General features: G+C 40.6%; 34 protein-coding genes. 6 read left to right on the top strand and 28 right to left on the bottom strand.

Annotated features, from left to right (window positions below; translation table 11 throughout):
* Window positions 1–28 precede the first annotated feature (28 nt).
* From fabD to HMPREF3237_RS06175, 6 genes are all read right to left on the bottom strand, one after another.
* Window positions 29–949 carry an ACP S-malonyltransferase gene (gene fabD, locus HMPREF3237_RS06200; protein WP_070889191.1) on the bottom strand — a complete coding sequence of 307 codons (921 nt, stop codon included), beginning with the start codon at window positions 947–949 and terminating at the stop codon, window positions 29–31.
* Window positions 942–1,916: an enoyl-[acyl-carrier-protein] reductase FabK gene (gene fabK, locus HMPREF3237_RS06195; protein WP_070889190.1), complete on the bottom strand. Its 975-nt coding sequence runs from the start codon at window positions 1,914–1,916 to the stop codon at window positions 942–944. The genes fabD and fabK overlap by 8 nt, the downstream gene beginning before the upstream one ends.
* A gap of 116 nt (window positions 1,917–2,032) precedes the next feature.
* Window positions 2,033–2,257: an acyl carrier protein gene (locus HMPREF3237_RS06190; protein ID WP_006145005.1), complete on the bottom strand. Its 225-nt coding sequence runs from the start codon at window positions 2,255–2,257 to the stop codon at window positions 2,033–2,035.
* Window positions 2,258–2,311: 54 nt separating this feature from the next.
* Window positions 2,312–3,286: a beta-ketoacyl-ACP synthase III gene (locus tag HMPREF3237_RS06185; RefSeq protein WP_070889189.1), complete on the bottom strand. Its 975-nt coding sequence runs from the start codon at window positions 3,284–3,286 to the stop codon at window positions 2,312–2,314.
* Window positions 3,286–3,720: a fatty acid biosynthesis transcriptional regulator FabT gene (locus HMPREF3237_RS06180; RefSeq protein ID WP_006145003.1), complete on the bottom strand. Its 435-nt coding sequence runs from the start codon at window positions 3,718–3,720 to the stop codon at window positions 3,286–3,288. The genes HMPREF3237_RS06185 and HMPREF3237_RS06180 overlap by 1 nt, the downstream gene beginning before the upstream one ends.
* A gap of 89 nt (window positions 3,721–3,809) precedes the next feature.
* Window positions 3,810–4,595 carry an enoyl-CoA hydratase gene (locus HMPREF3237_RS06175; protein ID WP_006145001.1) on the bottom strand — a complete coding sequence of 262 codons (786 nt, stop codon included), beginning with the start codon at window positions 4,593–4,595 and terminating at the stop codon, window positions 3,810–3,812.
* A gap of 255 nt (window positions 4,596–4,850) precedes the next feature.
* Between HMPREF3237_RS06175 and HMPREF3237_RS06170 the strand changes: the two genes are divergently transcribed.
* The 3 genes from HMPREF3237_RS06170 (at window position 4,851) to serS (ending at window position 8,078) form a co-directional block, all read left to right on the top strand.
* The gene (locus HMPREF3237_RS06170; protein ID WP_070889188.1) at window positions 4,851–6,215 is read left to right on the top strand and encodes an aspartate kinase; all 1,365 of its coding nucleotides are present in this window, start codon (window positions 4,851–4,853) and stop codon (window positions 6,213–6,215) included.
* 2 nt (window positions 6,216–6,217) lie between these two features.
* Window positions 6,218–6,589: a DUF956 family protein gene (locus HMPREF3237_RS06165; protein WP_070889187.1), complete on the top strand. Its 372-nt coding sequence runs from the start codon at window positions 6,218–6,220 to the stop codon at window positions 6,587–6,589.
* Between the two features lie 214 nt (window positions 6,590–6,803).
* On the top strand, window positions 6,804–8,078 hold the full coding sequence (serS, locus tag HMPREF3237_RS06160) for a serine--tRNA ligase (RefSeq protein ID WP_070889186.1): 1,275 nt from the start codon (window positions 6,804–6,806) through the stop codon (window positions 8,076–8,078).
* Window positions 8,079–8,177: 99 nt separating this feature from the next.
* Here the strand turns inward: serS and groL are convergent, their stop codons facing one another.
* From groL to HMPREF3237_RS06050, 22 genes are all read right to left on the bottom strand, one after another.
* Window positions 8,178–9,797 (bottom strand): chaperonin GroEL, encoded by a 1,620-nt coding sequence (gene groL / locus HMPREF3237_RS06155; protein ID WP_006144995.1) that lies wholly within the window; start codon window positions 9,795–9,797, stop codon window positions 8,178–8,180.
* Between the two features lie 14 nt (window positions 9,798–9,811).
* Window positions 9,812–10,096, bottom strand: coding sequence for a co-chaperone GroES (groES, locus tag HMPREF3237_RS06150; RefSeq protein ID WP_070889185.1), 285 nt, complete (start codon window positions 10,094–10,096; stop codon window positions 9,812–9,814).
* A 158-nt stretch (window positions 10,097–10,254) separates the two neighbouring features.
* Window positions 10,255–10,650, bottom strand: coding sequence for a single-stranded DNA-binding protein (locus tag HMPREF3237_RS06145; protein ID WP_006144984.1), 396 nt, complete (start codon window positions 10,648–10,650; stop codon window positions 10,255–10,257).
* A gap of 75 nt (window positions 10,651–10,725) precedes the next feature.
* Window positions 10,726–11,487, bottom strand: coding sequence for an SDR family NAD(P)-dependent oxidoreductase (locus HMPREF3237_RS06140; RefSeq protein ID WP_070889184.1), 762 nt, complete (start codon window positions 11,485–11,487; stop codon window positions 10,726–10,728).
* A 41-nt stretch (window positions 11,488–11,528) separates the two neighbouring features.
* Entirely contained in the window at window positions 11,529–12,155 is a 627-nt protein-coding gene (ytpR, locus tag HMPREF3237_RS06135) for a YtpR family tRNA-binding protein (RefSeq protein ID WP_070889183.1), read from the bottom strand.
* A gap of 14 nt (window positions 12,156–12,169) precedes the next feature.
* The gene (locus HMPREF3237_RS06130) at window positions 12,170–12,487 is read right to left on the bottom strand and encodes a thioredoxin family protein (protein WP_070889182.1); all 318 of its coding nucleotides are present in this window, start codon (window positions 12,485–12,487) and stop codon (window positions 12,170–12,172) included.
* Window positions 12,484–12,774 carry a DUF4651 domain-containing protein gene (locus tag HMPREF3237_RS06125; RefSeq protein ID WP_070889181.1) on the bottom strand — a complete coding sequence of 97 codons (291 nt, stop codon included), beginning with the start codon at window positions 12,772–12,774 and terminating at the stop codon, window positions 12,484–12,486. Before HMPREF3237_RS06125 ends, HMPREF3237_RS06130 begins: the two co-directional genes overlap by 4 nt.
* A gap of 75 nt (window positions 12,775–12,849) precedes the next feature.
* Complete coding sequence (locus tag HMPREF3237_RS06120) at window positions 12,850–13,104, bottom strand: DUF1912 family protein (protein WP_070889180.1); 255 nt, start codon at window positions 13,102–13,104, stop codon at window positions 12,850–12,852.
* 9 nt (window positions 13,105–13,113) lie between these two features.
* Window positions 13,114–14,448, bottom strand: a complete 1,335-nt coding sequence (locus tag HMPREF3237_RS06115; protein ID WP_070889179.1) for a DUF438 domain-containing protein — start codon at window positions 14,446–14,448, stop codon at window positions 13,114–13,116.
* Window positions 14,448–14,681: a DUF1858 domain-containing protein gene (locus HMPREF3237_RS06110; protein WP_006144975.1), complete on the bottom strand. Its 234-nt coding sequence runs from the start codon at window positions 14,679–14,681 to the stop codon at window positions 14,448–14,450. The genes HMPREF3237_RS06115 and HMPREF3237_RS06110 overlap by 1 nt, the downstream gene beginning before the upstream one ends.
* Before the next feature lie 153 nt (window positions 14,682–14,834).
* Window positions 14,835–15,017, bottom strand: coding sequence for a hypothetical protein (locus HMPREF3237_RS06105; protein ID WP_006144974.1), 183 nt, complete (start codon window positions 15,015–15,017; stop codon window positions 14,835–14,837).
* Between the two features lies 1 nt (window position 15,018).
* Window positions 15,019–15,798: a hypothetical protein gene (locus HMPREF3237_RS06100; RefSeq protein WP_070889178.1), complete on the bottom strand. Its 780-nt coding sequence runs from the start codon at window positions 15,796–15,798 to the stop codon at window positions 15,019–15,021.
* A gap of 151 nt (window positions 15,799–15,949) precedes the next feature.
* A complete protein-coding gene (gene rbfA / locus HMPREF3237_RS06095; protein ID WP_070889177.1) occupies window positions 15,950–16,300 on the bottom strand; it encodes a 30S ribosome-binding factor RbfA in 351 nt (116 codons plus the stop codon).
* Between the two features lie 165 nt (window positions 16,301–16,465).
* The gene (gene infB, locus HMPREF3237_RS06090; protein ID WP_070889176.1) at window positions 16,466–19,207 is read right to left on the bottom strand and encodes a translation initiation factor IF-2; all 2,742 of its coding nucleotides are present in this window, start codon (window positions 19,205–19,207) and stop codon (window positions 16,466–16,468) included.
* A gap of 16 nt (window positions 19,208–19,223) precedes the next feature.
* Window positions 19,224–19,523 (bottom strand): YlxQ-related RNA-binding protein, encoded by a 300-nt coding sequence (locus tag HMPREF3237_RS06085; RefSeq protein ID WP_070889175.1) that lies wholly within the window; start codon window positions 19,521–19,523, stop codon window positions 19,224–19,226.
* Window positions 19,516–19,809: an RNase P modulator RnpM gene (gene rnpM, locus HMPREF3237_RS06080; RefSeq protein ID WP_070889174.1), complete on the bottom strand. Its 294-nt coding sequence runs from the start codon at window positions 19,807–19,809 to the stop codon at window positions 19,516–19,518. The genes HMPREF3237_RS06085 and rnpM overlap by 8 nt, the downstream gene beginning before the upstream one ends.
* A 21-nt stretch (window positions 19,810–19,830) precedes the next feature.
* Window positions 19,831–20,967, bottom strand: coding sequence for a transcription termination factor NusA (nusA, locus tag HMPREF3237_RS06075; RefSeq protein ID WP_006144963.1), 1,137 nt, complete (start codon window positions 20,965–20,967; stop codon window positions 19,831–19,833).
* 42 nt (window positions 20,968–21,009) lie between these two features.
* Window positions 21,010–21,489, bottom strand: a complete 480-nt coding sequence (gene rimP, locus HMPREF3237_RS06070; protein WP_070889173.1) for a ribosome maturation factor RimP — start codon at window positions 21,487–21,489, stop codon at window positions 21,010–21,012.
* A 127-nt stretch (window positions 21,490–21,616) separates the two neighbouring features.
* On the bottom strand, window positions 21,617–22,252 hold the full coding sequence (gene trmB, locus HMPREF3237_RS06065; protein WP_070889172.1) for a tRNA (guanosine(46)-N7)-methyltransferase TrmB: 636 nt from the start codon (window positions 22,250–22,252) through the stop codon (window positions 21,617–21,619).
* Window positions 22,249–23,043: a cell cycle regulator CcrZ gene (gene ccrZ, locus HMPREF3237_RS06060; protein WP_006144959.1), complete on the bottom strand. Its 795-nt coding sequence runs from the start codon at window positions 23,041–23,043 to the stop codon at window positions 22,249–22,251. Before ccrZ ends, trmB begins: the two co-directional genes overlap by 4 nt.
* Before the next feature lie 47 nt (window positions 23,044–23,090).
* Entirely contained in the window at window positions 23,091–24,140 is a 1,050-nt protein-coding gene (locus tag HMPREF3237_RS06055; RefSeq protein ID WP_070889171.1) for an ABC transporter permease, read from the bottom strand.
* Window positions 24,137–24,868, bottom strand: a complete 732-nt coding sequence (locus tag HMPREF3237_RS06050) for an ABC transporter ATP-binding protein (RefSeq protein ID WP_006144956.1) — start codon at window positions 24,866–24,868, stop codon at window positions 24,137–24,139. The genes HMPREF3237_RS06055 and HMPREF3237_RS06050 overlap by 4 nt, the downstream gene beginning before the upstream one ends.
* A 67-nt stretch (window positions 24,869–24,935) precedes the next feature.
* Here HMPREF3237_RS06050 and HMPREF3237_RS06045 point away from each other — a divergent pair, with 67 nt between their 5' ends.
* The 3 genes from HMPREF3237_RS06045 to HMPREF3237_RS06035 all read left to right on the top strand — a co-directional run bounded on the left by HMPREF3237_RS06045 (window position 24,936) and on the right by HMPREF3237_RS06035 (window position 26,368).
* Window positions 24,936–25,346, top strand: coding sequence for an HIT family protein (locus HMPREF3237_RS06045; RefSeq protein WP_070889170.1), 411 nt, complete (start codon window positions 24,936–24,938; stop codon window positions 25,344–25,346).
* A gap of 9 nt (window positions 25,347–25,355) precedes the next feature.
* Complete coding sequence (locus HMPREF3237_RS06040) at window positions 25,356–25,643, top strand: hypothetical protein (protein ID WP_070889169.1); 288 nt, start codon at window positions 25,356–25,358, stop codon at window positions 25,641–25,643.
* Between the two features lie 86 nt (window positions 25,644–25,729).
* A complete protein-coding gene (locus HMPREF3237_RS06035) occupies window positions 25,730–26,368 on the top strand; it encodes a hypothetical protein (protein WP_070889168.1) in 639 nt (212 codons plus the stop codon).
* Window positions 26,369–26,391 lie beyond the last annotated feature (23 nt).

The following is a 26,391-nucleotide window of genomic DNA, read 5'->3' as shown; positions in this document are numbered from 1 at the left end:
CTCCTTTCAGAACTTCTACCATTTTGGTCTAATTTTCTAAGAGTGCTTGTAAACTTGCTTGATCTTCAACATTAGCAAGTTGAGCAGTTTTATCAATCTTTTTGACAAATCCTGACAAGACTTTACCAGGTCCAATCTCGATAAAACGAGTGACACCAGCTTCTTGCATCACTGCAATACTTTCATAAAAACGGACAGGCTCCTTGACTTGACGAGTCAAAAGTTCTGCAATTCGTTCTTTTTCCATGACCTTCGCTTCTGTATTTCCAACAAGTGGACAAGCAAAGTCACTAAACTCAACGTTATCTAAAGCTTGAGCTAATTTTTGACTAGCATGCTCCAATAAGGCTGTATGGAAAGGTCCAGAAACATTTAAAGGAATTAAGCGTTTTGCACCCGCTTCTTGCAAGAGTTCAACTGCGTGATCTACTGCAGCTACTTCACCACCAATAACAATTTGGCTTGGGGTATTGTAGTTGGCTGGAGTTACAACACCAAGTTGAGAAGCTTCTTGACAAGTTTTTTCGATAACTTCAACTGGTGTATTGAGTACAGCTACCATTTTGCCAGACCCTGCAGGAGCGGCTTCCTCCATATAAGCTCCACGCTTAGCAACTAAAGCTACTGCATCTTCGAAATCCAAGGCACCACTAGCCACAAGAGCAGAGTATTCTCCAAGTGATAAACCTGCCACCATATCAGGTTGGAAACCCTTTTCCTTTAATAGTCGGTAAATAGCAACGGATGTAGCTAAAATAGCAGGTTGCGTGTAACGAGTCTGGTTTAGCTTTGCTTCATCATTATCAATCAAGTCACGAAGATCATAACCTAAGACTTGGCTGGCTTGGTCAATTGTTTCCTTGACGATAGCATATTGATCATAGAGTTCGCGCCCCATTCCTAGGTGCTGCGCTCCTTGACCTGCAAATAGAAAGGCTGTTTTAGTCATTTCTTGTAACTCCTGCCCAACGAGCGGCTTCCGATTGAATTTTCTCAGCTGCACCATAGTAGATATCTTTTAAGATTTCTTCAACAGTTTCTTCTTTAGAAACCAAACCTGCAATCTGGCCGGCCATCACTGAACCGCCATCCACGTCACCATGGACAACAGCTTTAGCTAGAGCTCCCGCACCCATTTGTTCAAAGATTTCCAAATCAGGATTTTCTTGTTTAAAGGCATCTTTTTCAGCTTGCTCGAAGTCTCGAGTCAATTGGTTTTTGATGGCACGAACTGCATGACCAAAATGTTGTGCTGAAATAGTAGTATCGATATCACGAGCTTTTAAAATTTTAGCTTTATAGTTTGGATGGGCGTTTGATTCTTTGGCAACTACAAAACGAGTTCCTACTTGCACGGCTTCTGCACCAAGCATAAATCCAGCAGCAGCTCCCTCACCGTCTGCAATACCACCTGCGGCGATAACAGGAATTGAAACAGCCGCCGCAACTTGACGTACCAAGGTCATGGTCGTTAATTTACCAATGTGTCCACCAGCTTCCATACCTTCGGCAACAACGGCATCTGCACCGATTTTTTCCATACGTTTAGCCAAAGCGACACTTGGAACTACAGGAATAACGGTAATGCCAGCTTCATGGAATCGTTCCATATACTTACTTGGATTTCCTGCACCAGTCGTAACTACCTTAACCCCTTCTTCAATGACAAGGTCAACAATATCTTCAACGAAAGGAGATAAGAGCATAATGTTGACACCAAAAGGCTTGTCTGTTAAAGATTTAATCTTATCAATATTGGCTTTGACCACTTCTTTAGGTGCGTTTCCTCCACCAATGATCCCAAGACCACCAGCTTTTGAAACAGCTCCAGCCAAGTCACCATCAGCCACCCAGGCCATTCCACCTTGGAAGATAGGATATTTGATATTTAATAGTTCAGTGATACGTGTTTTCATATTGCCTCCACAAGTCTTGCTTACGTAATAGTTCGACAACATTATAATTTGACCGTCAAACTATTACCTAAACAAGAGGGAGTGGGTCTCCCCTACTCCTTCTTTATTTATTTTAATTATTTTGTTTGCTCTTCAACATAAGCAACCAAGTCACCAACTGTTTTCAAGTTGTCTTCAGCTTCGATTTGGATATCAAAAGCGTCTTCGATTTCTGAGATTACTTGGAACAAGTCCAATGAATCTGCATCTAAATCTTCAAAAGAAGATTCAAGTGTTACTTCTGAAGCATCTTTTCCAAGTTCTTCAACGATGATTTCTTGTACTTTTTCAAATACTGCCATGATAGACTCCTTTAAAATAAAAAATTTTATAACAATGTGTTTACCACATGATACCTAAATTGTAACAATAAGTGTGCCCCATGTCAATCCTCCACCGAAACCTGACAAGAGAATTTTTTGGCTGCCATCCATATGGATGAGCCCTTCTTCTACACACTCTGAAAGTAAGATCGGGATACTTGCCGCACTTGTATTGCCATACTTCATCATATTAGCAGGAAGCTTGTCACGATCGACACCGATTTTTCTAGCCATCTTATCTAAGATTCGAATATTAGCCTGATGAAGCAAGAGATAATCAAGTTCATTTGCTGATATTGGACTCTTGTCGATGGTCTCCTTAATGGATTCAGCCACATCTCGAATTGCAAAGTCGAAAACTGCTCTACCATCCATTTTCAAGAAAATATCTGCTTCTTCTTGAATTGAAAACGGTGAAATTAACCCTGTCTGACCATAAGTAAGACATTCGCCACGCGAACCATCACTATTGAGACTTTCTGCCAAGAAATGTTCTTGGTCACTTGCCTCTAGTAGGACCCCACCAGCTCCATCTCCGAACAAGACAGCTGTTGAGCGGTCAGACCAGTCCAAGGTTTTTGACATGGTTTCACTTCCGATAACCAGACCCTTGCGATAAACTCCTGAAGATATGAACTTCTCTGCAGTTGATAGAGCAAAGACAAACCCACTACAAGCAGCTGTTAAATCATAGGCAAAAGCCTTATGAGCGCCAATTTTTGCTTGGACACGAGCTGCTGTTGAAGGCATCATGGAGTCAGGCGTCATAGTAGCAAGTATAATAAAATCCAGCTCTTCAGCAGAAATCCCTGCCTTCTCTAGAAGCCGCCTTGCAACTTCTGTCGCTAAATCTCCTGTTGATTGTGCCTTAGAAATATGACGTTCTTTAATCCCTGTCCGACTTGAAATCCATTCATCACTCGTTTCCATGATCTGAGCCAAGTCTTCGTTAGTGACAATTTGCTCTGGAGCATAATGAGCGACCTGGCTTATTTTTGCAAAAGCCATTATTTCAAATCCTCCAAAAAGTGATAAAGATTAGTCAATCCTTTACCCATAACAGTCATCTCTTCAGGACTCATGCCTTCGATAATTCTTTCGACCATAGCCTTATGGAAGCGTTTATGAAGACGATGTACGAGGCGACCTTTCTTTGTCAAATGCAGATGTACTACACGACGATCTTGATCTGAACGAATCCGTTCGATGTATCCTTTTCGCTCCAAATTGTTTAAGCTCGTTGTCACAGTCCCTAGAGTCACCATCAACTCTTTGGAAACTTGACTCGGAGTCACATCTGGATACTTACCGATAACATCAATCGTGTGCATTTCTTTGATAGAGATATCCTTGAAACGACTACCTCGCAAACTAACTTCCTCAATCACTAGGACGTTATTAAAAATTGATGTTAAATAGTCATTGACTTGTTGGTAGTCCATTTCTCTTCCCTCCTCACCAAAAAAGTTTCATTATCAAAACATTTGACAAAAAAAGTATATCAAACTTCAAAGAATTGTGCAAGTATTTTTTATTTCCCGACAAATTTTGGACGTCTTCTTTCCGAATGTGCACGAACACCTTCTTTAAAATCTTCCGTATATGATAGTGATTTCTGTAATTCTAATTCTAGTTGAGCATACTCGTGCCACTGTTTAAATTCGCTTTCCCACACTAGCTTCTTAATCGCAGCATAGGAATTTGAAGAACCACGTCTCAACTTCTTCAATAATTGCTCTCTTGTTTTCTCTAATTGTTCGCTTGTACATAGGCGATACAAAGCTCCTGCTTCCATGGCTTTTTCAGCAGTAAAAGCCTCACCTGTCATCGCTAGTTGCGTCGCTCGAGTTGCACCTAAAGATCGGGTAAGCAAGAATAAACCACCTGCATCAGGAGCCAATCCTACACCGACAAAGGCCTGTATAAATTTAGACTTGTCAGATGCGATACAGAAATCAACTGCCAAGGCCATATTAGCTGCAGCTCCAGCAACTGCTCCGTCCACTTCCATGATAACCGGTTTAGGAATCTGTTTAATCTTATAAGAAATAGTATTGACCAATTCAGCGATTCTAGTTAGAGAAGCGATATCATCCTCATCGACAGCACGTTTCATCTCAACTAAGTCTCCACCGACAGAAAACACCTTGCCTGCAGCATTGATGAGAATAAATGAAACAGAATTGTCTTTTTCAGCTAATTCCAGTGCTTCTAAAATTTCTTCACACATAGGAATATGGAAACCATTTGCCACCTCGGGACGATTTAAAGTAATTGTTGCTAAATCGTCTTGAATTTGAAAGATAATATGATTCATAGCCACTCCTTTAATTTAAACAGCAGATTAAATGATTCTATTATCAAAGTATATCTTTTTCTATTCATTTATACAAGCGAAAATCGAATAAAAGTGTATCATCCGATTTTTTTAAAGAACATTTTCAATACTTATAATAGCTAGGTTGAAATTATCATGTCAAGACCTCAAAGAAGATGTGGTCTTCCCTATTCCAGATTGAAAAAAGACCTTCTTTCTGCTATAATCGTATAAAATACTATCTTAGGAGTACTTATGAAGGTTGTAAAATTTGGAGGAAGTTCACTTGCCTCTGCAAGCCAGTTAAAAAAGGTTTTAAACATTGTAAAAAGTGACCCTGAACGTCGTTTTGTAGTTGTATCTGCACCAGGAAAACGTAATGCTGAAGATACCAAGGTTACGGATGCTTTGATTAAATATTATCGTGATTATGTTGCAGGAAATGATATCAGTACTAGCCAAAACTGGATTATCAATCGTTATGCAGCTATGGTTAGCGAACTAGGACTTAAACCAGCTGTTTTAGAACGAATTTCTAAAAGTATCCGTGCTCTCACTACCCTCCCAATTGAAAACAACGAATTTCTTTACGATACCTTTCTTGCTGCTGGGGAAAATAATAATGCAAAACTCATTGCAGCTTACTTTAACCAAAATGGATTAGAGGCTCGCTACGTTCATCCACGAGAAGCTGGTATTGTTGTTACCAGTGAACCTGGTAATGCTCGCATCATTCCTTCAAGCTATGATAAAATTGAAGAACTCAATAATGGCACAGAAGTCCTTGTTATTCCTGGATTCTTTGGTGTAACCAAAGATAATCAAATCTGTACCTTCTCCCGTGGAGGATCTGATATCACAGGTTCCATCATTGCTGCAGGTGTCAAAGCAGACCTTTACGAAAACTTTACAGATGTCAATGGGATTTTTGCAGCACATCCTGGTATTATTCACGAACCACACTCAATTCCTGAATTAACTTACCGTGAAATGCGGGAACTAGCCTATGCTGGATTCTCTGTACTCCATGACGAAGCACTCCTTCCAGCCTACCGCGGAAAGATTCCTCTCGTTATCAAAAATACCAATAATCCTGACCACCCAGGTACTCGAATTGTACTTCAACATAGTAGCGATAAATTCCCGGTAGTTGGAATTGCTGGCGACTCTGGCTTTGTCAGCATCAATGTGTCTAAGTATCTGATGAACCGCGAAATTGGTTTTGGTCGTAAAGTACTTCAAATTCTCGAAGATTTAAATATTGGTTGGGAACATATGCCAACTGGTATCGATGACCTTTCTGTTATTTTACGTTCACGCGAACTGACTCCTATCAAAGAGGAAGAAATCATTCGTCAATTGGTCCAAAAAGCCGAAGTGGACCACGCTGAAATTGAACACGATCTCTCAATCATTATGATTGTGGGTGAAAAAATGAAGAGTCATATCGGGGTTACTGCTACAGCTACTCGTGCCCTATCTGAAAACAAGATTAATATCCAGATGATGTCCCAAGGTTCTAGTGAAGTTTCCATCATGTTCGTGGTCCATAAAGATCAAGAAAAGGCTGCTATCAAAGCTCTCTACCAAGCCTTTTTCGGTGAAAGTAAGGAAGATTAAACATGGCACAATCTCTCAACAAGGTCGTTGACCTACAAACTACTGGAACTTCTTACCTCTCTATACAAGGAAAAGTTGGAAAATTTTTGGTAGGAGACCAAGCCTTAGAATTTTACTCAGATCGCAATATTGAGGATTATATCCAAATTCCTTGGATCAGTGTTAATCAAATCGGTGCCAATGTTTCGGGTCGTAAGGTTAGTCGTCATTTTGAAGTTTTTACAGACCAAGGAAAATTTCTCTTCGCCTCAAAAGATTCTGGAAAAATTCTTAAAATTGCTCGTGAAAAGCTAGGCAATGATAAAGTTGTCAAACTTCCTACTCTCATCCAAATCATCGGTCAAAAAATTAAAAATCTATTTGCAAAAAAATAGAAACTTTAGTATAATCATAACAACGGATAAGTAGGTTATCCCCTTCTTTTAGAAAGTCTGCGGTTGTTGCGAGCAGATAGGAGGGATAGGTGAAATTCTACCGTTATTCTCAATTACATACATAATCAAGTGCACATCTGTGAAGTTGGATGGAACCGTGGCCCTGCCACTCCAACGCTTTAATAGGTGTGCTTTTTATCATAAAGGAGTTCTTATGTTAGATATCAAACGAATCCGCACAGATTTTGATACTGTCGCTAAAAAACTGGCTACACGTGGGGTAGCCGCTGCTACTTTGAATGAGATGAAAGAAATCGATGCCAAACGTCGAGACATCTTGGTCAAGGTTGAAACTCTTAAATCTGAACGCAACACTGTTTCTGCCGAAATTGCCCAAGCTAAACGCAACAAAGAAAATGCGGATGACAAAATCACTGCCATGCAAGCTCTCTCTGCTGATATCAAATCATTAGATGCAGAATTGGCAGAAATCGATGCTAAGTTAACAGAATTTACCACCACTCTTCCAAATATTCCTGCTGATAGCGTGCCCGTTGGAGCTGATGAAAATGACAATGTCGAAGTTCGCCGTTGGGGAACTCCTCGTGATTTCGGCTTTGACGTTAAAGCTCACTGGGACTTAGGAGAAGCCCTAGGCATCCTAGACTGGGAACGCGGTGCGAAAGTTACCGGAGCTCGCTTCCTCTTCTATAAAGGGCTCGGTGCAAAACTAGAACGTGCCATCTACAACTTCATGTTAGATGAACACGCAAAAGAAGGCTATACAGAAGTCATCCCTCCATACATGGTCAACCATGATTCTATGTTTGGTACAGGACAATATCCAAAATTTAAAGAAGATACCTTTGAACTAAGCGACACAAATTATGTCCTTATCCCTACTGCTGAAGTACCCTTAACAAACTACTATCGTGATGAAATTCTTGATGGGAAAGACTTACCAATCTACTTTACAGCTATGAGCCCATCATTCCGTTCTGAAGCTGGTTCAGCTGGCCGTGATACTCGTGGTTTGATCCGTTTGCACCAATTCCACAAGGTTGAAATGGTCAAATTTGCTAAACCAGAAGAATCTTATGATGAATTGGAAAAAATGGTTGGCAATGCCGAAAATATCCTCCAAAAACTCAATCTTCCATACCGAGTAGTGGCTCTTTCAACTGGAGATATGGGATTCTCTGCAGCTAAGACTTATGACTTGGAAGTTTGGATTCCAGCTCAAAATACTTATCGTGAAATCTCTAGCTGTTCAAATACAGAAGATTTCCAAGCTCGTCGTGCGCAAATCCGCTATCGTGATGAAGCTGACGGCAAGGTTAAACTTCTTCATACCTTGAACGGATCTGGTCTTGCAGTTGGACGTACAGTTGCAGCTATTCTTGAAAATTATCAAAACGAAGATGGTTCTGTGACTATCCCTGAAGTTCTTCGCCCATACATGGGTGGCGTTGATGTAATTAAACCATAAGATAAAGAGGAAGAATATCTTCCTCTTTTTTATGAACCGACAAGATTCTAGTTCAGATTAAAAAGGTAGGAATTTAAAATTCCTACCTTTTTGGTTTTTCTAATAACCGCCCATCATTGATGGATCCATCGCTGGCGCTGGAGCAGCTGGTTCTGGTTTATTAGCAACAACTGCTTCGGTTGTTAAGATCAAGCTTGCTACTGATGCAGCATTTTGTAATGCTGAACGGCTAACCTTGACTGGATCAATGATTCCTGCTTCAATCATATTGACCCATTCTCCTGTAGCAGCATTAAATCCTGTACCTGCTTCAGCATTCTTTAGACGGTCAATAACAATAGAACCTTCATAACCAGCATTATGAGCAATTTGACGGACTGGTTCTTCTAAGGCACGCAGAACAATATTACGTCCTGTAGCTTCATCTCCAGTCAATTCCAAATTAGCAACCGCTGGAATCACATTGACAAGAGCTGTACCACCTCCGGCAACGATTCCTTCTTCTACCGCTGCACGAGTTGCATTAAGCGCGTCTTCGATACGAAGTTTCATTTCTTTCAATTCAGTTTCTGTTGCGGCACCAACCTTAATAACAGCAACTCCACCAGACAATTTTGCCAAACGTTCTTGGAGTTTTTCACGATCAAATTCTGATGTTGTTGTTTCGATTTGGGACTTGATGACTGCGACACGGTTGGCAATGGCTTCAGAATTTCCTGCACCCTCAACGATTACTGTACTGTCTTTTTCAACAGTGACTTTAGCTGCTTGACCAAGCGCTTCTATAGTAGCATCCTTCAACTCAAGACCAAGATCTTCTGTAATGACGGTACCGCCAGTTAAGATGGCAATATCTTCCAACATGGCTTTGCGCCGATCACCAAATCCTGGAGCTTTGACAGCAACAACATTGAAAGTACCACGAATTTTATTCAAAACAAGTGTTGGGAGGGCTTCACCATCTACATCATCAGCAATGATTAGGAGTGGACGGCTACTTTGAAGAATACTTTCCAATAATGGTAACACTTCTTGGATATTTGAAATTTTCTTATCGGTGATTAAAATGTATGGATTTTCAAGTTCTGCTACCATCTTTTCGTTATCAGTCACCATGTATTGTGACAAATAACCGCGATCAAATTGCATCCCTTCGACAACTTCAAGTTCCGTAGCCATACCACGTGATTCTTCAATTGTAATAACACCATCTTTACCAACTTTTTCCATGGCTTCAGAAATATACTCACCAACTTTTTCAGAGCGAGAAGATACTGCTGCAACTTGAGCGATGGCTTCTTTGTTGGCTACTGGAATTGCAGTGTCTTTCAAATTTTCGACAGCTGCTGCAACCGCAGCTTCAATCCCACGACGAATACCGATTGGATTTGCACCGGCAGTGACGTTTTTAATTCCTTCACGAACGATAGCCTGAGTCAAAACTGTTGCAGTAGTTGTCCCGTCACCAGCGATATCGTTGGTCTTAGAAGCTACTTCTGATACCAATTTGGCACCCATGTTTTCAAAATGGTCTTCTAATTCAATTTCTTTGGCGATTGTTACACCATCATTGGTAATCAATGGTGAACCGAATGATTTTTCAAGAACGACGTTACGACCTTTAGGACCTAAGGTTACTTTGACTGTATCGGCCAATGTATCAACACCACGCACCATTGCTGAGCGTGCATCAGATGAAAATTTAATTTCTTTTGACATTTTAATACCTCTTTCTATTCTTCTACAATTGCTAAGATATTAGCTTCGCCTACGATGATGTATTTTTCATCACCATCTTTGACATCAATACCTGCATGGGCTTCCACTAAAACTTGATCTCCAACTTTTACACTTGGAGCTACTAGTTCGCCACTCAATGTACGAACACCTTGTCCAGTAGCCACTACTTTAGCTGTTTTTGTTTTTTCTTGCGCTGTTCCTGCAAGGACAAATCCCCCAACAGTTTGTTCTTTTTCTTCAATCTTTAAGACCACTCGGTCTCCTAATGGTTTCAACATCTGTTTTCCTCCAGTTCCTATTCATTCATTTTAGCACTCTTAATGTTAGAGTGCTAACTTATGATTCTATTGTATCACTTGGTCAGAAATAGTCAAGAAAAAAGTCTGATTTATTGTATTAAAAAAGAGTTGGAGAAAGCTCTCTAACTCTTGCCATTTTAAAAGGGAAGTTCCTCCTCTTCCAAGACTAAATCTGCCAAGTCTTGACCTGCATTATTTTCACGCATAGCACGTTGGGCACGACTTTCCAAAAGTTGGAAGCCTGTGGCGAGAACTTCGGTCACATAGTTGGTCTGACCATTCTTCTCGAACTTACGGGTACGAAGTTCCCCATCAACAGAAATGAGACTGCCTTTAGTAGCGTAGCTAGCCAAAGTTTCAGCAAGTTTGCCCCAGACTACAATATTGATAAAATCAGCTTCACGTTCTCCATTTTGATCCTTGAAACGACGGTTAATAGCAATCGTCGCACGAGCTACAGACTTGTCGTTGTTAGTTTTGTGCAATTCTGGTGTAGACGTCAAGCGTCCAATCATAATAACTTTATTATACATTTTTCATCCTCCTACTTACCTATTCGAAGGAAAATAAAAAAAGTTACAAAATTTGTAACTTTTTTTAAAATAATATTAATCTCTATGAATCATAAAACCAGTTGCTTGTTGATTGGCCATGATGGTCATATCTGTGATTTGTACTCTTCGTGGTTGACTGGTCACATAAACTACTGCATCAGCGATATCTTGTGCCTGCAAGGCTTCAAGCCCTTGATAGACCGTCGCAGCTCGTGCTTCATCACCATGAAAACGGACTTTTGAAAAATCAGTCTCGACAATACCAGGTTGAATGGTCGTTACCTTGATATCTGTAGCTATAGTATCAATCCGTAAGCCATCCGAAAAGGTCTTGACTGCAGCCTTGGTTGCTGCATAAACCGCCGCACCAGCATAGGCGTATATACCTGCAGTAGAACCCATATTGATAATATGCCCTTGATTGGCTGCTACCATGGAAGGTAAGAGACAGCGTGTAACTACCATGAAACCCTTGACATTGGTATCCAGCATGATCAGCATATCCAACTCTTCATAGTCCTGATAAGGCGATAAGCCTAGAGCCAGTCCAGCATTATTGACCAAGATATCAACCTGACCTACTGTCTCTAAAATTTCTGAACAAACAGTCTTTACCATGCTCATATCTGTGACATCTAACGGAAAGGTCCAGACTTTTTGATTTGGAAAGGCTTCTGAAAACTCAGCTTGGAGAGCTTGGAGTCTTTCTGTTCGACGTCCTGTGAGTACAACATTCTCACCTTTTCCTAGATAGGCACGCGCAATGGCTTCACCGATACCTGATGTTGCACCTGTGATCACAACATTTTTTGCCATCCTATTTTCCTCAAGCAAAGATTATAAATCACTTTTAGTGATTAAGCAGTCCAGTGTGTAGCTGGGTCAAAGGGTGTTCCAACTACTTGGTCGTCTGATAATTCAATGACACCACGTTTTTGCGGAGCATTTGGCAAGGCAAGTTCACGAGGACTACACATCATCCCAAAACTCTTTTCTCCACGAAGTTCCCCTGGAAAAATGAGATTGCCTTTTGGCATCATCGCACCTGGAAGAGCTACAATGGTTTTCAATCCGACACGCGCATTAGGAGCACCTGCAACGATTTGTACTGTTTTGTCATTTCCAACAGCAACCTGGCAGATATTTAGGTGGTCACTATCTGGATGCGCAACCATCTCTAGAATTTCACCGACCACAAATTTGGGTTCCTTGTCATTGATGATTTCTTCAGCAAATCCTTGCACCTGCAACCCTTGGTTCAAACGTGCTACTTGCTCGTCAGTTAAAAAGACTTGCCCGCGCTCAGCGATTTCAAACATGCTAGAAACTTCAAAAATGTTCCATGCGACAGTTTCACCAGTTTCTTTTAGGAAAACACGCGCCACATTGCCTTTACGTTCAACATCTAGTTTGGCATCTCCACTGTTTTTCACGATGACCATAAGGACATCTCCGACATATTCTTTGTTATATGTGAAAATCATTCTTTCTTTTTCTCCTATTTCAATCCTGCTAAAAAGTCATTGATTTGCTCCTTGGTTTTACGGTCACGATTGACAAAACGTCCAATCTCCTTGTCCTTGTCTAATACAACAAGACTAGGAATTCCGTATACATCCCAAAGTTTAGCAAGCTCTATGTACTCATCTCGATCTACCCGTATAAAAGTGAACTCTGGATTTTCCTCTTCAATCTCTGGCAAGGCAGGATAGATATAACGGCAATCACCACACCAATCCGCAACAAAAAGGAAGGCCTTCTTCCCACCCTGCTCTACTAGATTTGCTAATTCTTCGATACTCTTAGGAGAAATCATAAGACTTCCTCCTCGTAGATGAGATCTTCATCTTCATAGACAAAGGTATAGTGACGACCATCTTCAAAAATGACACCACCAACAAGACGCTCTAAATTGCTTTCATATACTTGGACATAGAGAGTCGCGATTTCACCCATCTCTGAAAAGTAGTCACGCACAATCGCAGTCAACTCTTCTTGCGTCTTCATGAGCTTGTGCTCATCGGCTACTTTCTTTGCTCCAAAGGCGAGTGCTCCAAGTCCTGCCACAACTAAACCTGTTTTAATAATATTTTTCGTTTTCATGCTAACATTGTAACACAAAAAGGCTCAAGGAACAATGAAAAAGGGAGTTCCACTCCCCTTTCTAATTTCTAAACATTAATAATTTCTCTCGCCAAACAAACCTTCTGGTAAATCATGGAATCCCTTGCCTGCCTTGAAGTTTTCAAATTTACCTAGTAAGAACTGGTAGGCATCTAAGCGACTCTCGTAGCGAATCATGGCATCTTTAGCGCGCTCATCTTGATCTTCTTCATAGACCTTTTGACTTTCCTTGTGTGCCATTTCGTTAATCATAACCTGAGTGTTGACCCACTCTTCAAAGTCCTTCATAAAATCACGTTCGTAACTCATTTGTTCTCCTTATTCTAATCCACGGTAGTAATCTGTATCTATATCACGGTAGGGTTGGATGTCCTGAACATACTCCAAGACTCCTTGAAATTCGCCTGCTTGATCGTGGACAGCTGCGTAGGTGACATGGACAAACTTGCCTCGTGATTCTGACTTGAACCACATCTCGTACTTGTCCCTTTTTCCCTCACGAAGGCCTTTCATAATGGTTTTTACCTTGTCCAGATACTTGGGTGGGTGACAAAGCTCAACATTTCTCCCGACCTGGGACGGCGTCCGCTTGAAAATCATCTCATCCGCTGGTGTATTGTCATTATAATACTGGAAGATATCATCCTTATTAACAAAGGTAATCTCCATAGGCAGGTGATTGAGGATAAGATTTGCTTGTTCAACTGAAAGATAGCCATTGCCAAAAGCCTGTTGACTATTACGGTCTAGCACTATTTCCTTTTCCTTAGGAGTAAAGGTAATGGTAAACTGACCTTCTGGCGTATCAATCACTTGCTGAACTTGTCCATCTACAGTTTCTAGCTGAGTTGGTTCTTCTACACTTTTCTCCTCAACAAAACTTTGACGTTCAGGAACCCATTTCTCAGACGGACGGATAATGGCATATCCATAGGCGTCACTTTCTTCAGCAATCTGAATCCAGTCATCCTGGGTGAAAGACTCGAGCAGAATCATGAGAAGGATGGACTCTTCCTTGAAAATCATACTTTCAAATTCTGTCGCAAAAGCTTCAAAATCTTTCTTTACAGTACTAATGGATACCTCTGGTAGTGACTTGACTGTAGACATGGCTTTTTGATAGAGTTCCCTAATCTGGTCATCCACTCCCCACATAACCTTTGGTGGTGAATCATGTCCATAACGCTCCATGATAGGAAAGAAGAGTTCTTCCTTGCGTTGATAGTGACGGTCAAACTGCCCTACAAGTCCCATTTGGCGAACCAAACCCTTACGCATTTCCGCAAGCATTTCCTCGTCTTCCATTGACTCATAAGTGTCTAACAATCTACGAACACGAATCAAGGCTGCACGAAGAGCTAGATTTTCGTCCTTAAAGACACGCACAGGATGACCTGGATGTTCTGTATCCTCAACTTCAACGCCCTTCACGGCGTTTTTAAAAAGATTAGCATGGACATCACAGAGTTCCATGACATCTTCGAAGGTGACACCTGAATCCGAGTTCATCAACTCATGCTCCATGAGGGAAATCTCAATGGCTGAAACGCCTGTAAAGGTTGCATCAAAGCGCTCCTGAACGGACTCAGGCGAAGCCCCATTATGCAATTCTAATAAAATATCCCGAAGGACATGAATTCGTTCATCTGCCATTAATCTAATCCAATCACTTCATATCCATTTGCTTCAAGCGTACGCACAATCTTATCCATAGGAGTTCCTTCAAGCTTAGAGCCTTGTTTAAGAGATACTTTCCGACCAACTGTATTGCGCATGATTGGGTTGGCGAGAGGTTTAAAACCGAGCTCCACTAGGATTTCTAAAACTTCGGGATGCTTGTCCACCACTTCCGCAACAGGAATAGAAACGTCAATAATATTATCCATCACAACCTCCGTTACATTCTTTCACTGGCTTTTCTTTTCTTATTATACCACAAGGCATGGGATAAAAAAACTAGCAGTACAAGCCTGCTAGTTTTATATAAGGTTATTTATTTCACTTATCTCCATTCCAGGATTGAATCACTCGGAAATCGTTCAATCTTTATCATCTGATTTTAGCAATCCTTGTGCCATATCCATTAGCTTATCTGCAATAAATAATTTACCCAAGCCAACAACAATATTCTCATCCTTTTTCATCGTTTTTAAGACTTTGAGCCCTTGCATCGTAAAAAAGTAATTTCCATAAGTTTTAGCCAGAATTTTTATGATACCCATATTACTCTCCTTCGATGATTTCTGCTTCTTTTCGAATCGTTTCTACATCTCTTTGATACTGAGTTTCACTATAATTGACTAGTTTGGATAATTCCTTTTGCAAACTTTTACCCATAGGCTTCATGGTTGTATAAGTTAAACCACCTGAGACAATACCTCCTAGAATTGGGATAACTTTGCCCATTCCTTTAGCAAAACCACCTTTTGTCAGACTCACCCCAAAAATTTTCAAAATTTTTTCTAGAATAGGATACCACAAGGTCTTAGCCAAAGCCTTTTGAGGTACTGTTTTCATGACATGCTTAGCAACTGATACACCACCAGCCCTAAGGAGAGCTCCAGCACTGTTGACACCAAGCATGACCCCAAGATAGAGCAAGAGTGTATTTTTGGCTTCTTCACTCAATTCATTCCGCGAAGCCCAAAGATCATCATAACCATAAATATATCCCAATTCTTGCGCTAATTTTAATGAAAAGGCATAAAATTGAGCCACATCTGTTGGAATAGTGATTGCAAGGGCTAGTCCTCCAGGTATACCAGCGATAACAGAAGTCCCACTTGCCAATAAAACAGTATCCTTAATACAAGAATCAGCAACTTTATCTAAAATATCTTGTGCTAATAGGGCTGTTGGTCCTTCTTCTAAGAGTCTAGGAATATCCTTGGGATTCAATACTTTGGAAAATTTATCAACTAAAAATTTTGACCGATCAACTTTGACGACAGGAAGTTTCACGACTTGTTGCAATACTTGCAAAGCTACATCTTGTTTAGACATCTTGTTTTTTCTCTTTTTCTTTCAATTTGAACTATATCATATCATATTTGCTTGAGAAATGAAATTTTAAGAACTTATTTTTCTTATTAGGTTTTGAATGCTGTAAATCTTGCTTCTTCAAAATAAAAAAGAGGGATTCCCCTCTTTCTGCTTAGTTTTTATCCAGATTGCGTAACATCTCGTCAATCTTGTTTCCATACTCGATGGATTCATCTTTGACGAAATTTAAGTCTGGAATTTTATACAATTTCAAATTGTGACCGAGTTCACGTTTGATAGTACCAGTTGCTTTTTCAAGCCCGATTTGAGCCTTTTGATTATCTGAAGCGAGGTCGCTTAAAATGGTGTAGTAGACCTTAGCCGCAGACAAATCACCTAGCATCTGAACATCTGTGATGGTCACACCTTGTACACGGGGATCACGGACTTTCTTTTGTAAAATCTCATTGACTTCGCGTTTGATTTCCATGCCCACACGATCCGTACGGAAATGATTTCCCATGCTATTCCTTCCTCTCTATTGAACCAAAAGCTAGGCCAGCAGACCTAGCTATTTTTATTAGATAGAGGAACTAGAGCCATTTGAATCTAGGAAACAAGCCTTAGATAGAACTGAAGTTCATCAAGGCGCTGTTGACAACGAGTCAAATGAGCTATCGTTTCTCTTTTATCGTTTGATTTCTTCCATGACATATGCCTCAATCACGTCGTCAGTCTGGATATCATTGTAGCCATCAATCATGAGACCACCTTCACGGCCGTTTGTAACTTCTTTGACGTCATCTTTATAGTGTTTCAAGCTTGCAAGTTCACCATCGTAAATAACGACACCGTCACGAATAACACGGACTTTTGAGTCACGGGTAACTTTACCACTGGTAACCATAAATCCACCGATCGTTCCGACTTTAGATACTTTGAAGGTTTCACGGATGATTGCTTCACCGATAACTTTTTCTTCAAATTCTGGATCGAGCATCCCTTTCATGGCTTCTTCCATCTCTTCGATAACCTTGTAGATAATGCTGTGGAGACGGATTTCTACATCGTCTGCTTCTGCTTGTTGACGAGCTTGTGGTGTAGGGCGTACGTTGAAACCTACGATAAAGGCATTTGAAGCTTCGGCAAGGGTGACGTCAGATTCATTAATAGCACCAACTGCTGAGTGAACGATGGTAACTTTTACACCTTCCACATCAATCTTTTGAAGTGAGGCAGCAAGAGCTTCAACAGAACCTTGTACGTCAGCTTTGATGATGACGTTAACAGATTTAAGTTCACCAGCTTTAAGAGTGTCAAATAGATTTTCTAGGCTGACACGTTGAGTAGCTTGACGTTGCTTCATAAGAGCACGTTTAGCACGTTCTTCACCAGCTGCACGAGCAGATTTTTCATCTTCGTATACAGCAAAGTGATCACCCGCCATAGGTGCTTCGTTCAAACCTGTGATAGAAACTGGTGTTGATGGTCCTGCAACCTTAACACGACGTCCAAGGTCATTGGTCATGGCACGGACACGTCCGAAAGTATTTCCGACAACGATTGGGTCTTGAACGTTCAAAGTACCTTGTTGAACAAGAAGGGTTGCAACCGCACCTTTTCCTTTATCCAAGCGCGCTTCGATAACTGTACCGATGGCACGAACTGTTGGATCTGCTTTGAGTTCTTGGATTTCAGCTACTAGAAGGACAGTTTCCAAGAGTTCATCGATATTTTGGTTGAATTTGGCTGAGATTTCTACAAACTCAGAATCTCCACCCCAAGCTGTCGACATAACACCATGCTCTGCCAACTCTCCGATAACACGTTCGGGGTTGGCACCTGGTTTATCAATTTTATTGATAGCAACGATGATTGGAACATTAGCCGCTTTTGAGTGGTTAATGGCTTCGATAGTTTGAGGCATAACCCCGTCATCAGCCGCTACGACCAAGATGGTAATATCAGTAACAGAAGCACCACGTGCACGCATTGACGTAAAGGCCGCGTGTCCTGGTGTATCAAGGAAAGTAATTTTCTTACCACCTTCGACTATTTGGTAGGCACCGATATGTTGAGTGATACCACCTGCTTCTCCTGTTGCAACACGTGAATTACGAAGTGTATCCAAAAGGGTTGTCTTCCCGTGGTCAACGTGTCCCATGATGGTTACAACTGGTGGACGTTCAACCAACTCGTCCTCGTTGAGATAACCATCTTCTACGAAGAAACGTTCGATATCAGCATTGTCAACTTCGACTTTTTGTTTCGCTTCAATACCATAATCCACCATGAGAAGTTCAATCGTATCACCATCCAAAGATTGGTTTTGGGTAGCCATGACACCCATCATAAAGAGTTTCTTAACAATCTCAGCTGGTTCACGTTTGATACGTTTTGCAATTTCCGCAACAGTCATACCATCTGTGTATTCAAATTCTGTTGGCAATTCGTGGAATTTGCGTTCTGTAACAGGTTTTGAAGCCTGATTATGGTTATTTTGCTTATTGCCCTTTTTATTTTTCTTATTGTTATTCCAGTTACTGTTCTTCTGATTTCTCACTTGATTTTGGTTACTTCGATTCTTTTGTTGTTTTCTTGGACCATCTTCCTCGCGATCGTAATCATCACGATCTTTGTCTGGTCGGGCTTGTTTTTTACGACGTGTATCCACTACAGGCTCCTTGACTACAGGAGCTACTTCAACCACTTGCTGAGTTTGTTCAGCTAGTTTAGCAGCCTCCTCAAAGATTTCCTCTGGTTCTTTGCGCTTGTTAGCTTGAGCCAAGGCTTCTTTAGCTTCCCGAGACTGTTTGAAGCGTTCCTCGCTTGAGCGTGCGTATTCTGCATTTTGCTCAGCCTTCAGGGCTGCTGCACGAGCCTTGAAATCAATACGTGGGCCCGCTTGGTTGGGACGATTATCGGCTTGTTGGCGGCGATCATTCCCACGATTCCCTTGACCTTGTTGTTTCTTAGTTTGATCATTAAAACGGCGGTTGTCGCGGTTTCCTTGACCTGGTTTTCCACCATTACGGTTGTCATTCTTTTGACGGTTTCCGTTTTGTTGTTGGTCGCGGTTGTTGCCCTTGTTTTGCTTGCGTCGTTCTGCCTGCTCTTTTGCACGAGCTTCACGCTCTGCTTTGAAGTTTCGGCTCTGTGGTCTAGCAGCTACTACTTTTTCTTCCTTAGAAGCTGCTGGCGTAGCAGATTTGTTTTCCACCTTCGCTTCACTTACTTTTGGCGCTGCAGGTTTTGCCTCTGCTTTAGGAGCAGCAGGTTTAAAGCTAGCTACGATTTTTTCAGCAGCATCGGCTTCAACGCTTGACGAGTGGCTCTTCACTTCCAAGCCCAACTCTTTTGCACGCGCTACAACTTCTTTACTTTCTTTTCCAAGTTCTTTTGCGATTTCGTACAATCTTTTCTTAGACAAATCATGTCCTCCTCTTCTATTCCATAATAGACCTCATTTTCTTTGTAAATCCAGCATCTGTTACAGCCAGAACCTTTCTCGATTTTCCGACTGCTATGCTTAATTCCAGTGTTGAAAACACGGTAATAACTTCTACTTGATAATAGTCACTTTTATCTTGAATCTTCTTGGTCAGGTTGGGAGCAGCATCATGAGCCAGAAATACCAGTTTTACTTTCTGGTCTTGAATAGCCTTAACTACCATTTCTTCACCCGAAATGATTTTCCCTGCTCGTTGAGCAAGTCCCAAGAGATTACTTACTTTTTGCTTATTCAAGTCCTAACTCTCTTCTTTTTACTTTGTGATCAACATAAGCAATCAACTCGTCATAAAAGCTTTCTTCAACTTCTATGTTAAAGCTACGGTTAAAGACTTTTTTCTTTTTTGCCTCTAGGGCTTCTGCATTGTCTAACTTGATATAAGCGCCACGACCATTAGCCTTGCCTGTCGGGTCGATAAAGACCTCTCCTTCTTTGTTCTTGACAATACGGAGTAAATCTCGCTTGTCAATCACTTCGTTGGAAACAACAGACTTGCGCAAAGGGATTTTTCTTGTTTTCATCTTTCCCTCCTCTTGCAGCTTTTATTCTTCAGTCAATTCGTCTGTGTCAGCGAAATCAACTTGACCTGCTTCTTCCATAGCTTCAAATTCACTTGCAGATTTGATATCGATACGGTATCCAGTCAAGTGAGCTGCCAAGCGAACGTTTTGTCCACGACGACCGATAGCAAGAGAAAGCTTGTTATCTGGAACAACAACCAAGGCACGCTTGCTGTCGTTTTCATCAAAGATAACTTGGTCAACTTCGGCAGGAGCTATGGCATTGTAGATAAATTCAGCTGGATCTGCTACCCACTCAATAACATCGATGTTTTCTTCTACAGGTACCATGCGGTCGCTCTTAGCATCGTAGCGAGCTGGGTGGAATTTGCTAGTGATTTTCTTGATGTTCGCTCCACCACGTCCAACGATTGTTCCGATAGCATCCACGTTAGGATTGTGGCTACGAACAGCAACTTTCGTACGGTCACCTGCTTCACGGGCTACGCTCATGATTTCAACAGTTCCATCATATACTTCTGGAATCTCTTGTTCCATCAAACGTTTGATCATCTCTGGGTGACTACGGCTAACAAAGACGTTAACTCCACGAGGATTGTCTTCGACTTTGTAAACATAGACTTCGATACGATCATGAGAAGCAAACACTTCTCCAGGAATTTGATCTTGTTTTGACAATTGAGCTTCGATGCTACCAAGGTTGACATAAATGAAGCGGTTGTCAAAACGTTCAACTGTACCTGACATGATTTCTTGTTCATGCTCTTTGTAAGTATTGTAGGTAATGGCACGTGTTTGCTTACGCATTTTCTCCATGATGGTTTGTTTAGCAGATTGGGCTGCTACACGACCAAACTCTCCTGGTGCTTCTTCAAACTTGATTTTGTCACCAAGCTCATAGGCTGAATTAATGGCAAGAGCATCTTTCAAACTGATTTCCAAACGGCTATCAAATACTTCATCAACAACCTCGCGAACTGTGTAGACTGTAAAGTCACCTGTTTTTTCGTTGAAGTCGATAGCTACGCTGTCTGATTGACCATAGCGTCTACGATAAGCAGAGCGAAGTGATTCTACGACTGCATCGATGATATCTTCTTTCTTGATTCCCTTGTCTTCTTCCAAAATGCGGAAGGCCTCTAGCATTTCTTTACTCATGTTCTTTTTACTTTTGAATTCTCAAAAGCTATCCTTTCTTTTCTATAATTTTACTGCTAAACGTGCTTTTGATACCAAGTTATATGGAATCCGGACTGTTTTCTTGCGCGTTTTATCCATATATTCCATTGTCAACTCATCCTCTTCAAAGGACAACAAGGTTCCTTCAAAAACCTTTTGCTTGTCGATGGCTTGGTAGAGCCCGACATGGATGTATTTCCCAACTGCTCCAGCGATTGCTTCCTTGGTTTTCAAAGGACGCTCCAATCCTGGACTGGTAATTTCTAGGAAATATTGTTCTGGGAAGGGATCCGGATTGATAGTATCTAGGATAGGACTGATAATTTCAGTCAAGTCCGCTGTATCATTCAAGGTGATTCCTTCAGGCTTGTCTACAAAAATACTGAGAATCATGTCACTACCAATCTTTCCATACTCGATATCTACGAGTTCAAAAGGAGCTTCAATGACAGGTTCTACAACTTCTCTGACTAATTCAACGATCGTTGCGATTGCATCCACCTCCTCATAAGCAAGAGGCGAAGATATCTCCCCGCCTCTTTTCTTATATTCTTGCTTTCAGTATAACATGTTTCCTTACTTATGTAAAGTATAAGCGTTCAAATTATTCGTGAAACCAAGCCACTTTTTAAAATTCTGCTTCAACTCTATAAATGACTTGACCTTTGCTTGAGAACTTTTGTTCATATTCAGTCATGACATTTCCTTCAAAGTCGCTAGCGTGCAAATCTAGCCAGACGCCATTAAGTTTCATGCCATATTGTGAAAAGCTCACTAAACTATACTCAAACAAGCCACGATTATCTGTCTTGAAATGAATTTCACCGTGTTCAGGCAAGATTCGTTTGAAAGTATCCAAGAAACTCTTATAAGTCAAACGACGCTTCTCATGGCGTTTTTTAGGCCATGGATCCGAGAAATTCAAATACAAGCGGTCAATTTCACCATCTTCAAAATAATTGGTCAATTCTGAACCATCAACCCATAAAAGTTTGATATTGGGAACTCCAACTTCTAATACCTTATCCAAAGCATAACTTAATACAGATTTCTGAATATCAATCCCAATATAGTTGATGCCAGGGTTTTGTTTGGCCATTCCTGTTACGAAAGCACCTTTGCCGCTACCCACCTCTACATGGATTGGATTGTCATTGTCAAACAAATTTCGCCACTTACCTTTGGATTCTGCGGGATTTAAGACAACATACTGTGGATTAGCTTCTAGCAGTTCCGTTGCACCTTTACGATTTCTAACTCTCATTTTTTCTTTCCATACTTATCTCGGAAGCTACGTAAAGCATAAATCTCCCGATTTACGTTATCCAAATCTTGATTTTCATAATATTTGGTAATCAGGCTCAAAAACGACAGTTGAGCATACCAATACAACTTATTCAAAACCGTTTGATTGTACTTGTAACCATAATTAGTCAGCCATTCTTGCCATTGAAACTCTGGAATATAGTGGCAGAGCAGATAGGCCACATCGAACATACGATCAGTCAAGCGAACAGAATCCCAATCAACTAGATAAATCAAGCCACTATCCGTCTCAAACCAATTGCTATGACGAACATCCCCATGGACTATGGTCGCATAATCTTCCCTAAAACTAGGAAGGTTCTCACGCATATCACTCAAGACCATTCGTAGATACTGGTTGTTTTTTAAAGCATTAGGAGCCTTGTTTACCCAAGACTGAAGTAAATCCGAAGGTTTTTCCATCGCATATCCTAGGCGTGTCAACTGGGTCATTAAGGGACGTGAACAGTGTAAACGTGTCAAAATGTCGATAACTTGTTTACGATTCATGTCACTTGGCGTCAAGATTTTTCCTGTCAACCATTCCTGGGCGGACATATCACGGCCATCTGGTAATCGACGATTCCAAAGCAATTGTGGCGCAATTTGCTCTCTCGCTAAACCAGGTAGGATTGGAGAAGTATTCATTTTTATAAAAACACGTTTCCCATCAGGGTAACTTCCCATATAAGCTTTTCCGCTCTTTCCAGATATCGGGGTAAGCGTTAGCTCAATATCACCCAAGTCCATTTTTTTCCTCCGAATAAAGTTTCCTTATTATTCTACTAATTTTTATGCTATTCGTCAACCAATCTTCTCAGTTGATATGGTAAATAAAGATATTGCAATACAAGGCCTGCTCCCACAAGGACTAAGACAAGGATTTTGTCCTTGAAGACAAGCAAGCCAACGAGGCTTTCCAAGATTAAGACAAAAATCCCAATCCCTCTCAAAATTTCTCTCAACCCTCTCTCTTTTTGCCCCTTTTCTACTGGAAATAGTTGCGTCAAATACTGATAGTCAAAAGCATGATAGAGAGCTAAGAGCTGGAATAACAAAAGATAATTGAATAAAATTACAATTGCTAGTGCAATCCAAGACTGCTCAACAAACATAAGAGTTGATAAGGATAGGATTACAAGGCGCAGACTAAGAGAGAATAAATCTCCATTTCTCAAATAAGAACGAAGATAGAGATTCTGCCAGATTTTACCTGGTGCTTTCTGAACTACTTTTAGGATAAAGTCTAAATAAGCTCGACGCTTAACACTGTTTGAAATTCCCTTGACCTGTGTAAAGAGGGCAAAGAATCGAAGCAAGAACTGCTTGCGTTTACTTTCTTGAGCAATGACATAATCCCAGTCAAGTCCATTTCCAAGGAAAAAGTTGCTAGACTTTTGGCGAAAAATCACGTATTTTATTATTCCTAAGATAAGTAGATAGACTCCAAAAATCGGCAAACCAAGCCCCATGGCTAAGAATAAAGGCGCAAACAGGAGCAAAAATACAGTTTGAACACTTATCCAAAAAATAAAAGATATAAGAGATTGCTTTTTGATATGCGCTTTTACTTTTTCTTCAGCTACCAAAAGAAAGAGTTTGTCAGGAGCTTCTAGATAAGTTGCAATACCACCCCACAACAAGAGCAAAACAGATACAATTCCAATTAAAAATAAAATTGGTAGATGATTTTCAGGGAAATGTTGGAGTAGCTGACTGTACTGATAAGCCAAAAATCCTAATAACACCAACAAAAACAAGACAAAATGGTCATTGAGCACATAGCGAAGATAGCCCAGACATTCCTTCCGAAATTCCTGTTTTCGTTTTAAAAACAAGCCTTTCATAGTTCCTCCTCTTTGGTCAGAGCCAAATAGATATCATTGAGACTTGCATATGGCATGGCAAAAGCTTCTCGGAGTTGTTCAAGGTTTCCTTTAGCTCTCACTTGACCTTTGTGGAGAATGACAAAAGAATCACACATCTTTTCAGCTGAATCAAGGACGTGGGTACTCATGAGGATAGACTTGCCTTTCCCTTTTTCCACTTCTAGTAGCTGAATCAAATCTGAAATTGCCAAAGGATCGAGACCAAGGAAGGGTTCGTCTACGATAAAGAGACTAGGATCCACGACAAAGGCACAGATAATCATAACCTTTTGTTTCATCCCTTTTGAAAAATGAACTGGAAACCAATCCAATTTTTGATCCAAACGAAACATTTTTAAAAGCGGTTCTACACGTTCAAAAGCAATAGTTTGTTCAATACCATAGGCCATAGCAACTGTCTCAATATGTTCTTTGAGAGTTAATTCTTCATACAAGCTAGGTGTTTCTGGGATATAGCCAATCTTCTTACGGTAGTTCGTAGCATTCTCTCGTAGAGTCAATCCATCAATACTTATCTCTCCACTGTAGGGAGTCAAAAGACCGATAATCTCATTGATAGTCGTTGATTTACCTGCACCATTCAAGCCAATCAAACCGACCAACTGTCCACTCTCAACTGTAAAAGATACATCTTTCAAGACAGGAACGTGAACATAGCCTCCTGTCAGGTTTTTAATTTCTAACATATTTTCTCCGAATCTGGTATAATGTAGCTATATTATATCAAAATTTAATACACTAGAGGTGGTTTTTATGTCAGATTGTATTTTTTGTAAGATTTTAGCAGGAGAAATTCCTGCATCTAAGGTTTATGAGGATGATCAAGTTCTGGCCTTCCTCGATATTTCTCAAGTAACTCCAGGTCATACCTTGGTCGTACCAAAAAAACACCATCGCAATCTTTTGGAGATGGATGCTACTAGCGCTAGTCAACTCTTCGCTAAGATTCCAGCCATTGCACAAAAAGTCATGAAGGCTACCAAAGCCGATGGAATGAATATCATCGCCAACTGCGAAGAAATCGCTGGACAAACCGTTTTTCACACCCATGTCCACCTCGTTCCTCGTTATGGCACAGACGATGACCTAAAAATTGACTTTGTTGCGCATGAACCTGACTTTGATAAACTTGCCCAAGTCGCTGAAACTATTAAAAACGCCTAAGGAGTCCCTATGAAACTATCAAATTTACTACTTTTTGCAGGCTCTGCTGTAGGTTCTTACTTTCTCGTTAAGAACCGTGAAGTTATCACTGAAGAAGTTCTAGAAACAACTGATCGCGTTGAAGCTATCAAAGATGATTTAGATGTCATTCAAAATAGCTTACAAATTATCAATCAACAAAAAGAGGTCATCAAGGAATACCAAGAAGACCTCACTTACAAATTTAAGGTCTTAGAAAAAGATCTTCAAGCAAGACTTGCTGTGATGAAAGAATTACAAGAAACTAAAGACAACTAAGGAAAAGAAAATCTCCAACTTTCCTTATTTTCCCTTTAAATCCATTTTGGGTTAGTAGATTTTAAAAGACAAGAGAGGGCATAAAAATGAAACAGTTTTTTAAAGTCATCTTGATTATTTCTGGTTGCTTCTGTCTTCTTGCAGTCCTGGCATTTCTACTACTTATCAATCTTTTCAAGGCATCGCCAAGTGACATCCGTAAAGGAAATGAAGACTTAAAACAAATTTTTATCTCCCTTGACATGCCGCCTAAGAAAGTGGAATCAAATGGAAGCTATCAATTCGAGGGTGGAGGTTTAGATTTTTATATGACCTTCTCAAATGAAGTCATCAATAGCCACCCTGTCCTAAAAGAAAGTCCAAACCTTACTAAAAACCGACTCAAAATCTATGTTCTAAACACAGGCAATATTTCCTACCATGCAGTAGAAGACAACTTATTCAATCATGGTTTATACCAATTTTTAGAGAAGGAATGCAGGAAGTATTTCGAAGAAAATGGAAAGAAATCAAATCCTTCTTACTTTATTCTCTCTTGGAAGGATCCAGAAAGCTTGAAAAAGGGAATTGCATTCTATGAAAAAGCTTTGAGCTTGGTAGATATTCAGGATAATTCGGAGATTAAGCACATTGATACTGTCACCGTGAAACCTGGTAAAGAAGCGGAAATCAAGCAACTCATCCAGGAGATGGATGCGGCTGGCTTGCTCACTCAAAGGCCCTAGTAACTGACCAGCTGGAGAGGATT

The organism is Streptococcus sp. HMSC34B10 (genome assembly GCF_001839505.1).
GTDB classification, from domain to species: domain Bacteria; phylum Bacillota; class Bacilli; order Lactobacillales; family Streptococcaceae; genus Streptococcus; species Streptococcus peroris.
Note: the sequence above shows the minus strand (reverse complement) of the source record. Positions and strands in the feature narration are given on the sequence as shown.

Coding starts and splice junctions, on each gene's coding strand:
- HMPREF3237_RS06115 (WP_070889179.1), bottom strand. CDS start 14,448: ATGGCAGATGAACGAATTCATGTCCTTCGGGATATTTTATTAGAATTG.
- HMPREF3237_RS06140 (WP_070889184.1), bottom strand. CDS start 11,487: ATGGCAAAAAATGTTGTGATCACAGGTGCAACATCAGGTATCGGTGAA.
- rbfA (WP_070889177.1), bottom strand. CDS start 16,300: ATGGGAAATCATTTCCGTACGGATCGTGTGGGCATGGAAATCAAACGC.
- HMPREF3237_RS06180 (WP_006145003.1), bottom strand. CDS start 3,720: ATGGACTACCAACAAGTCAATGACTATTTAACATCAATTTTTAATAAC.
- ccrZ (WP_006144959.1), bottom strand. CDS start 23,043: ATGGACTTGGGTGATATTGAGCTAACGCTTACCCCGATATCTGGAAAG.
- nusA (WP_006144963.1), bottom strand. CDS start 20,967: ATGAGTAAAGAAATGCTAGAGGCCTTCCGCATTTTGGAAGAAGACAAG.
- HMPREF3237_RS06040 (WP_070889169.1), top strand. CDS start 25,356: ATGAAACTATCAAATTTACTACTTTTTGCAGGCTCTGCTGTAGGTTCT.
- rnpM (WP_070889174.1), bottom strand. CDS start 19,809: ATGAAAACAAGAAAAATCCCTTTGCGCAAGTCTGTTGTTTCCAACGAA.
- groES (WP_070889185.1), bottom strand. CDS start 10,096: ATGTTGAAACCATTAGGAGACCGAGTGGTCTTAAAGATTGAAGAAAAA.
- HMPREF3237_RS06125 (WP_070889181.1), bottom strand. CDS start 12,774: ATGAAAACGAAAAATATTATTAAAACAGGTTTAGTTGTGGCAGGACTT.
- HMPREF3237_RS06190 (WP_006145005.1), bottom strand. CDS start 2,257: ATGGCAGTATTTGAAAAAGTACAAGAAATCATCGTTGAAGAACTTGGA.
- trmB (WP_070889172.1), bottom strand. CDS start 22,252: ATGAGAGTTAGAAATCGTAAAGGTGCAACGGAACTGCTAGAAGCTAAT.
- HMPREF3237_RS06130 (WP_070889182.1), bottom strand. CDS start 12,487: ATGATTTCTCCTAAGAGTATCGAAGAATTAGCAAATCTAGTAGAGCAG.
- HMPREF3237_RS06105 (WP_006144974.1), bottom strand. CDS start 15,017: ATGGGTATCATAAAAATTCTGGCTAAAACTTATGGAAATTACTTTTTT.
- HMPREF3237_RS06100 (WP_070889178.1), bottom strand. CDS start 15,798: ATGTCTAAACAAGATGTAGCTTTGCAAGTATTGCAACAAGTCGTGAAA.
- HMPREF3237_RS06175 (WP_006145001.1), bottom strand. CDS start 4,595: ATGAATCATATTATCTTTCAAATTCAAGACGATTTAGCAACAATTACT.
- HMPREF3237_RS06145 (WP_006144984.1), bottom strand. CDS start 10,650: ATGTATAATAAAGTTATTATGATTGGACGCTTGACGTCTACACCAGAA.
- HMPREF3237_RS06050 (WP_006144956.1), bottom strand. CDS start 24,868: ATGTTAGAAATTAAAAACCTGACAGGAGGCTATGTTCACGTTCCTGTC.
- HMPREF3237_RS06165 (WP_070889187.1), top strand. CDS start 6,218: ATGGCACAATCTCTCAACAAGGTCGTTGACCTACAAACTACTGGAACT.
- fabK (WP_070889190.1), bottom strand. CDS start 1,916: ATGAAAACACGTATCACTGAACTATTAAATATCAAATATCCTATCTTC.
- HMPREF3237_RS06045 (WP_070889170.1), top strand. CDS start 24,936: ATGTCAGATTGTATTTTTTGTAAGATTTTAGCAGGAGAAATTCCTGCA.
- HMPREF3237_RS06035 (WP_070889168.1), top strand. CDS start 25,730: ATGAAACAGTTTTTTAAAGTCATCTTGATTATTTCTGGTTGCTTCTGT.
- groL (WP_006144995.1), bottom strand. CDS start 9,797: ATGTCAAAAGAAATTAAATTTTCATCTGATGCACGCTCAGCAATGGTG.
- HMPREF3237_RS06110 (WP_006144975.1), bottom strand. CDS start 14,681: ATGGATAATATTATTGACGTTTCTATTCCTGTTGCGGAAGTGGTGGAC.
- HMPREF3237_RS06120 (WP_070889180.1), bottom strand. CDS start 13,104: ATGAGTTACGAACGTGATTTTATGAAGGACTTTGAAGAGTGGGTCAAC.
- HMPREF3237_RS06055 (WP_070889171.1), bottom strand. CDS start 24,140: ATGAAAGGCTTGTTTTTAAAACGAAAACAGGAATTTCGGAAGGAATGT.
- HMPREF3237_RS06170 (WP_070889188.1), top strand. CDS start 4,851: ATGAAGGTTGTAAAATTTGGAGGAAGTTCACTTGCCTCTGCAAGCCAG.
- fabD (WP_070889191.1), bottom strand. CDS start 949: ATGACTAAAACAGCCTTTCTATTTGCAGGTCAAGGAGCGCAGCACCTA.
- ytpR (WP_070889183.1), bottom strand. CDS start 12,155: ATGATTTTCACATATAACAAAGAATATGTCGGAGATGTCCTTATGGTC.
- HMPREF3237_RS06185 (WP_070889189.1), bottom strand. CDS start 3,286: ATGGCTTTTGCAAAAATAAGCCAGGTCGCTCATTATGCTCCAGAGCAA.
- serS (WP_070889186.1), top strand. CDS start 6,804: ATGTTAGATATCAAACGAATCCGCACAGATTTTGATACTGTCGCTAAA.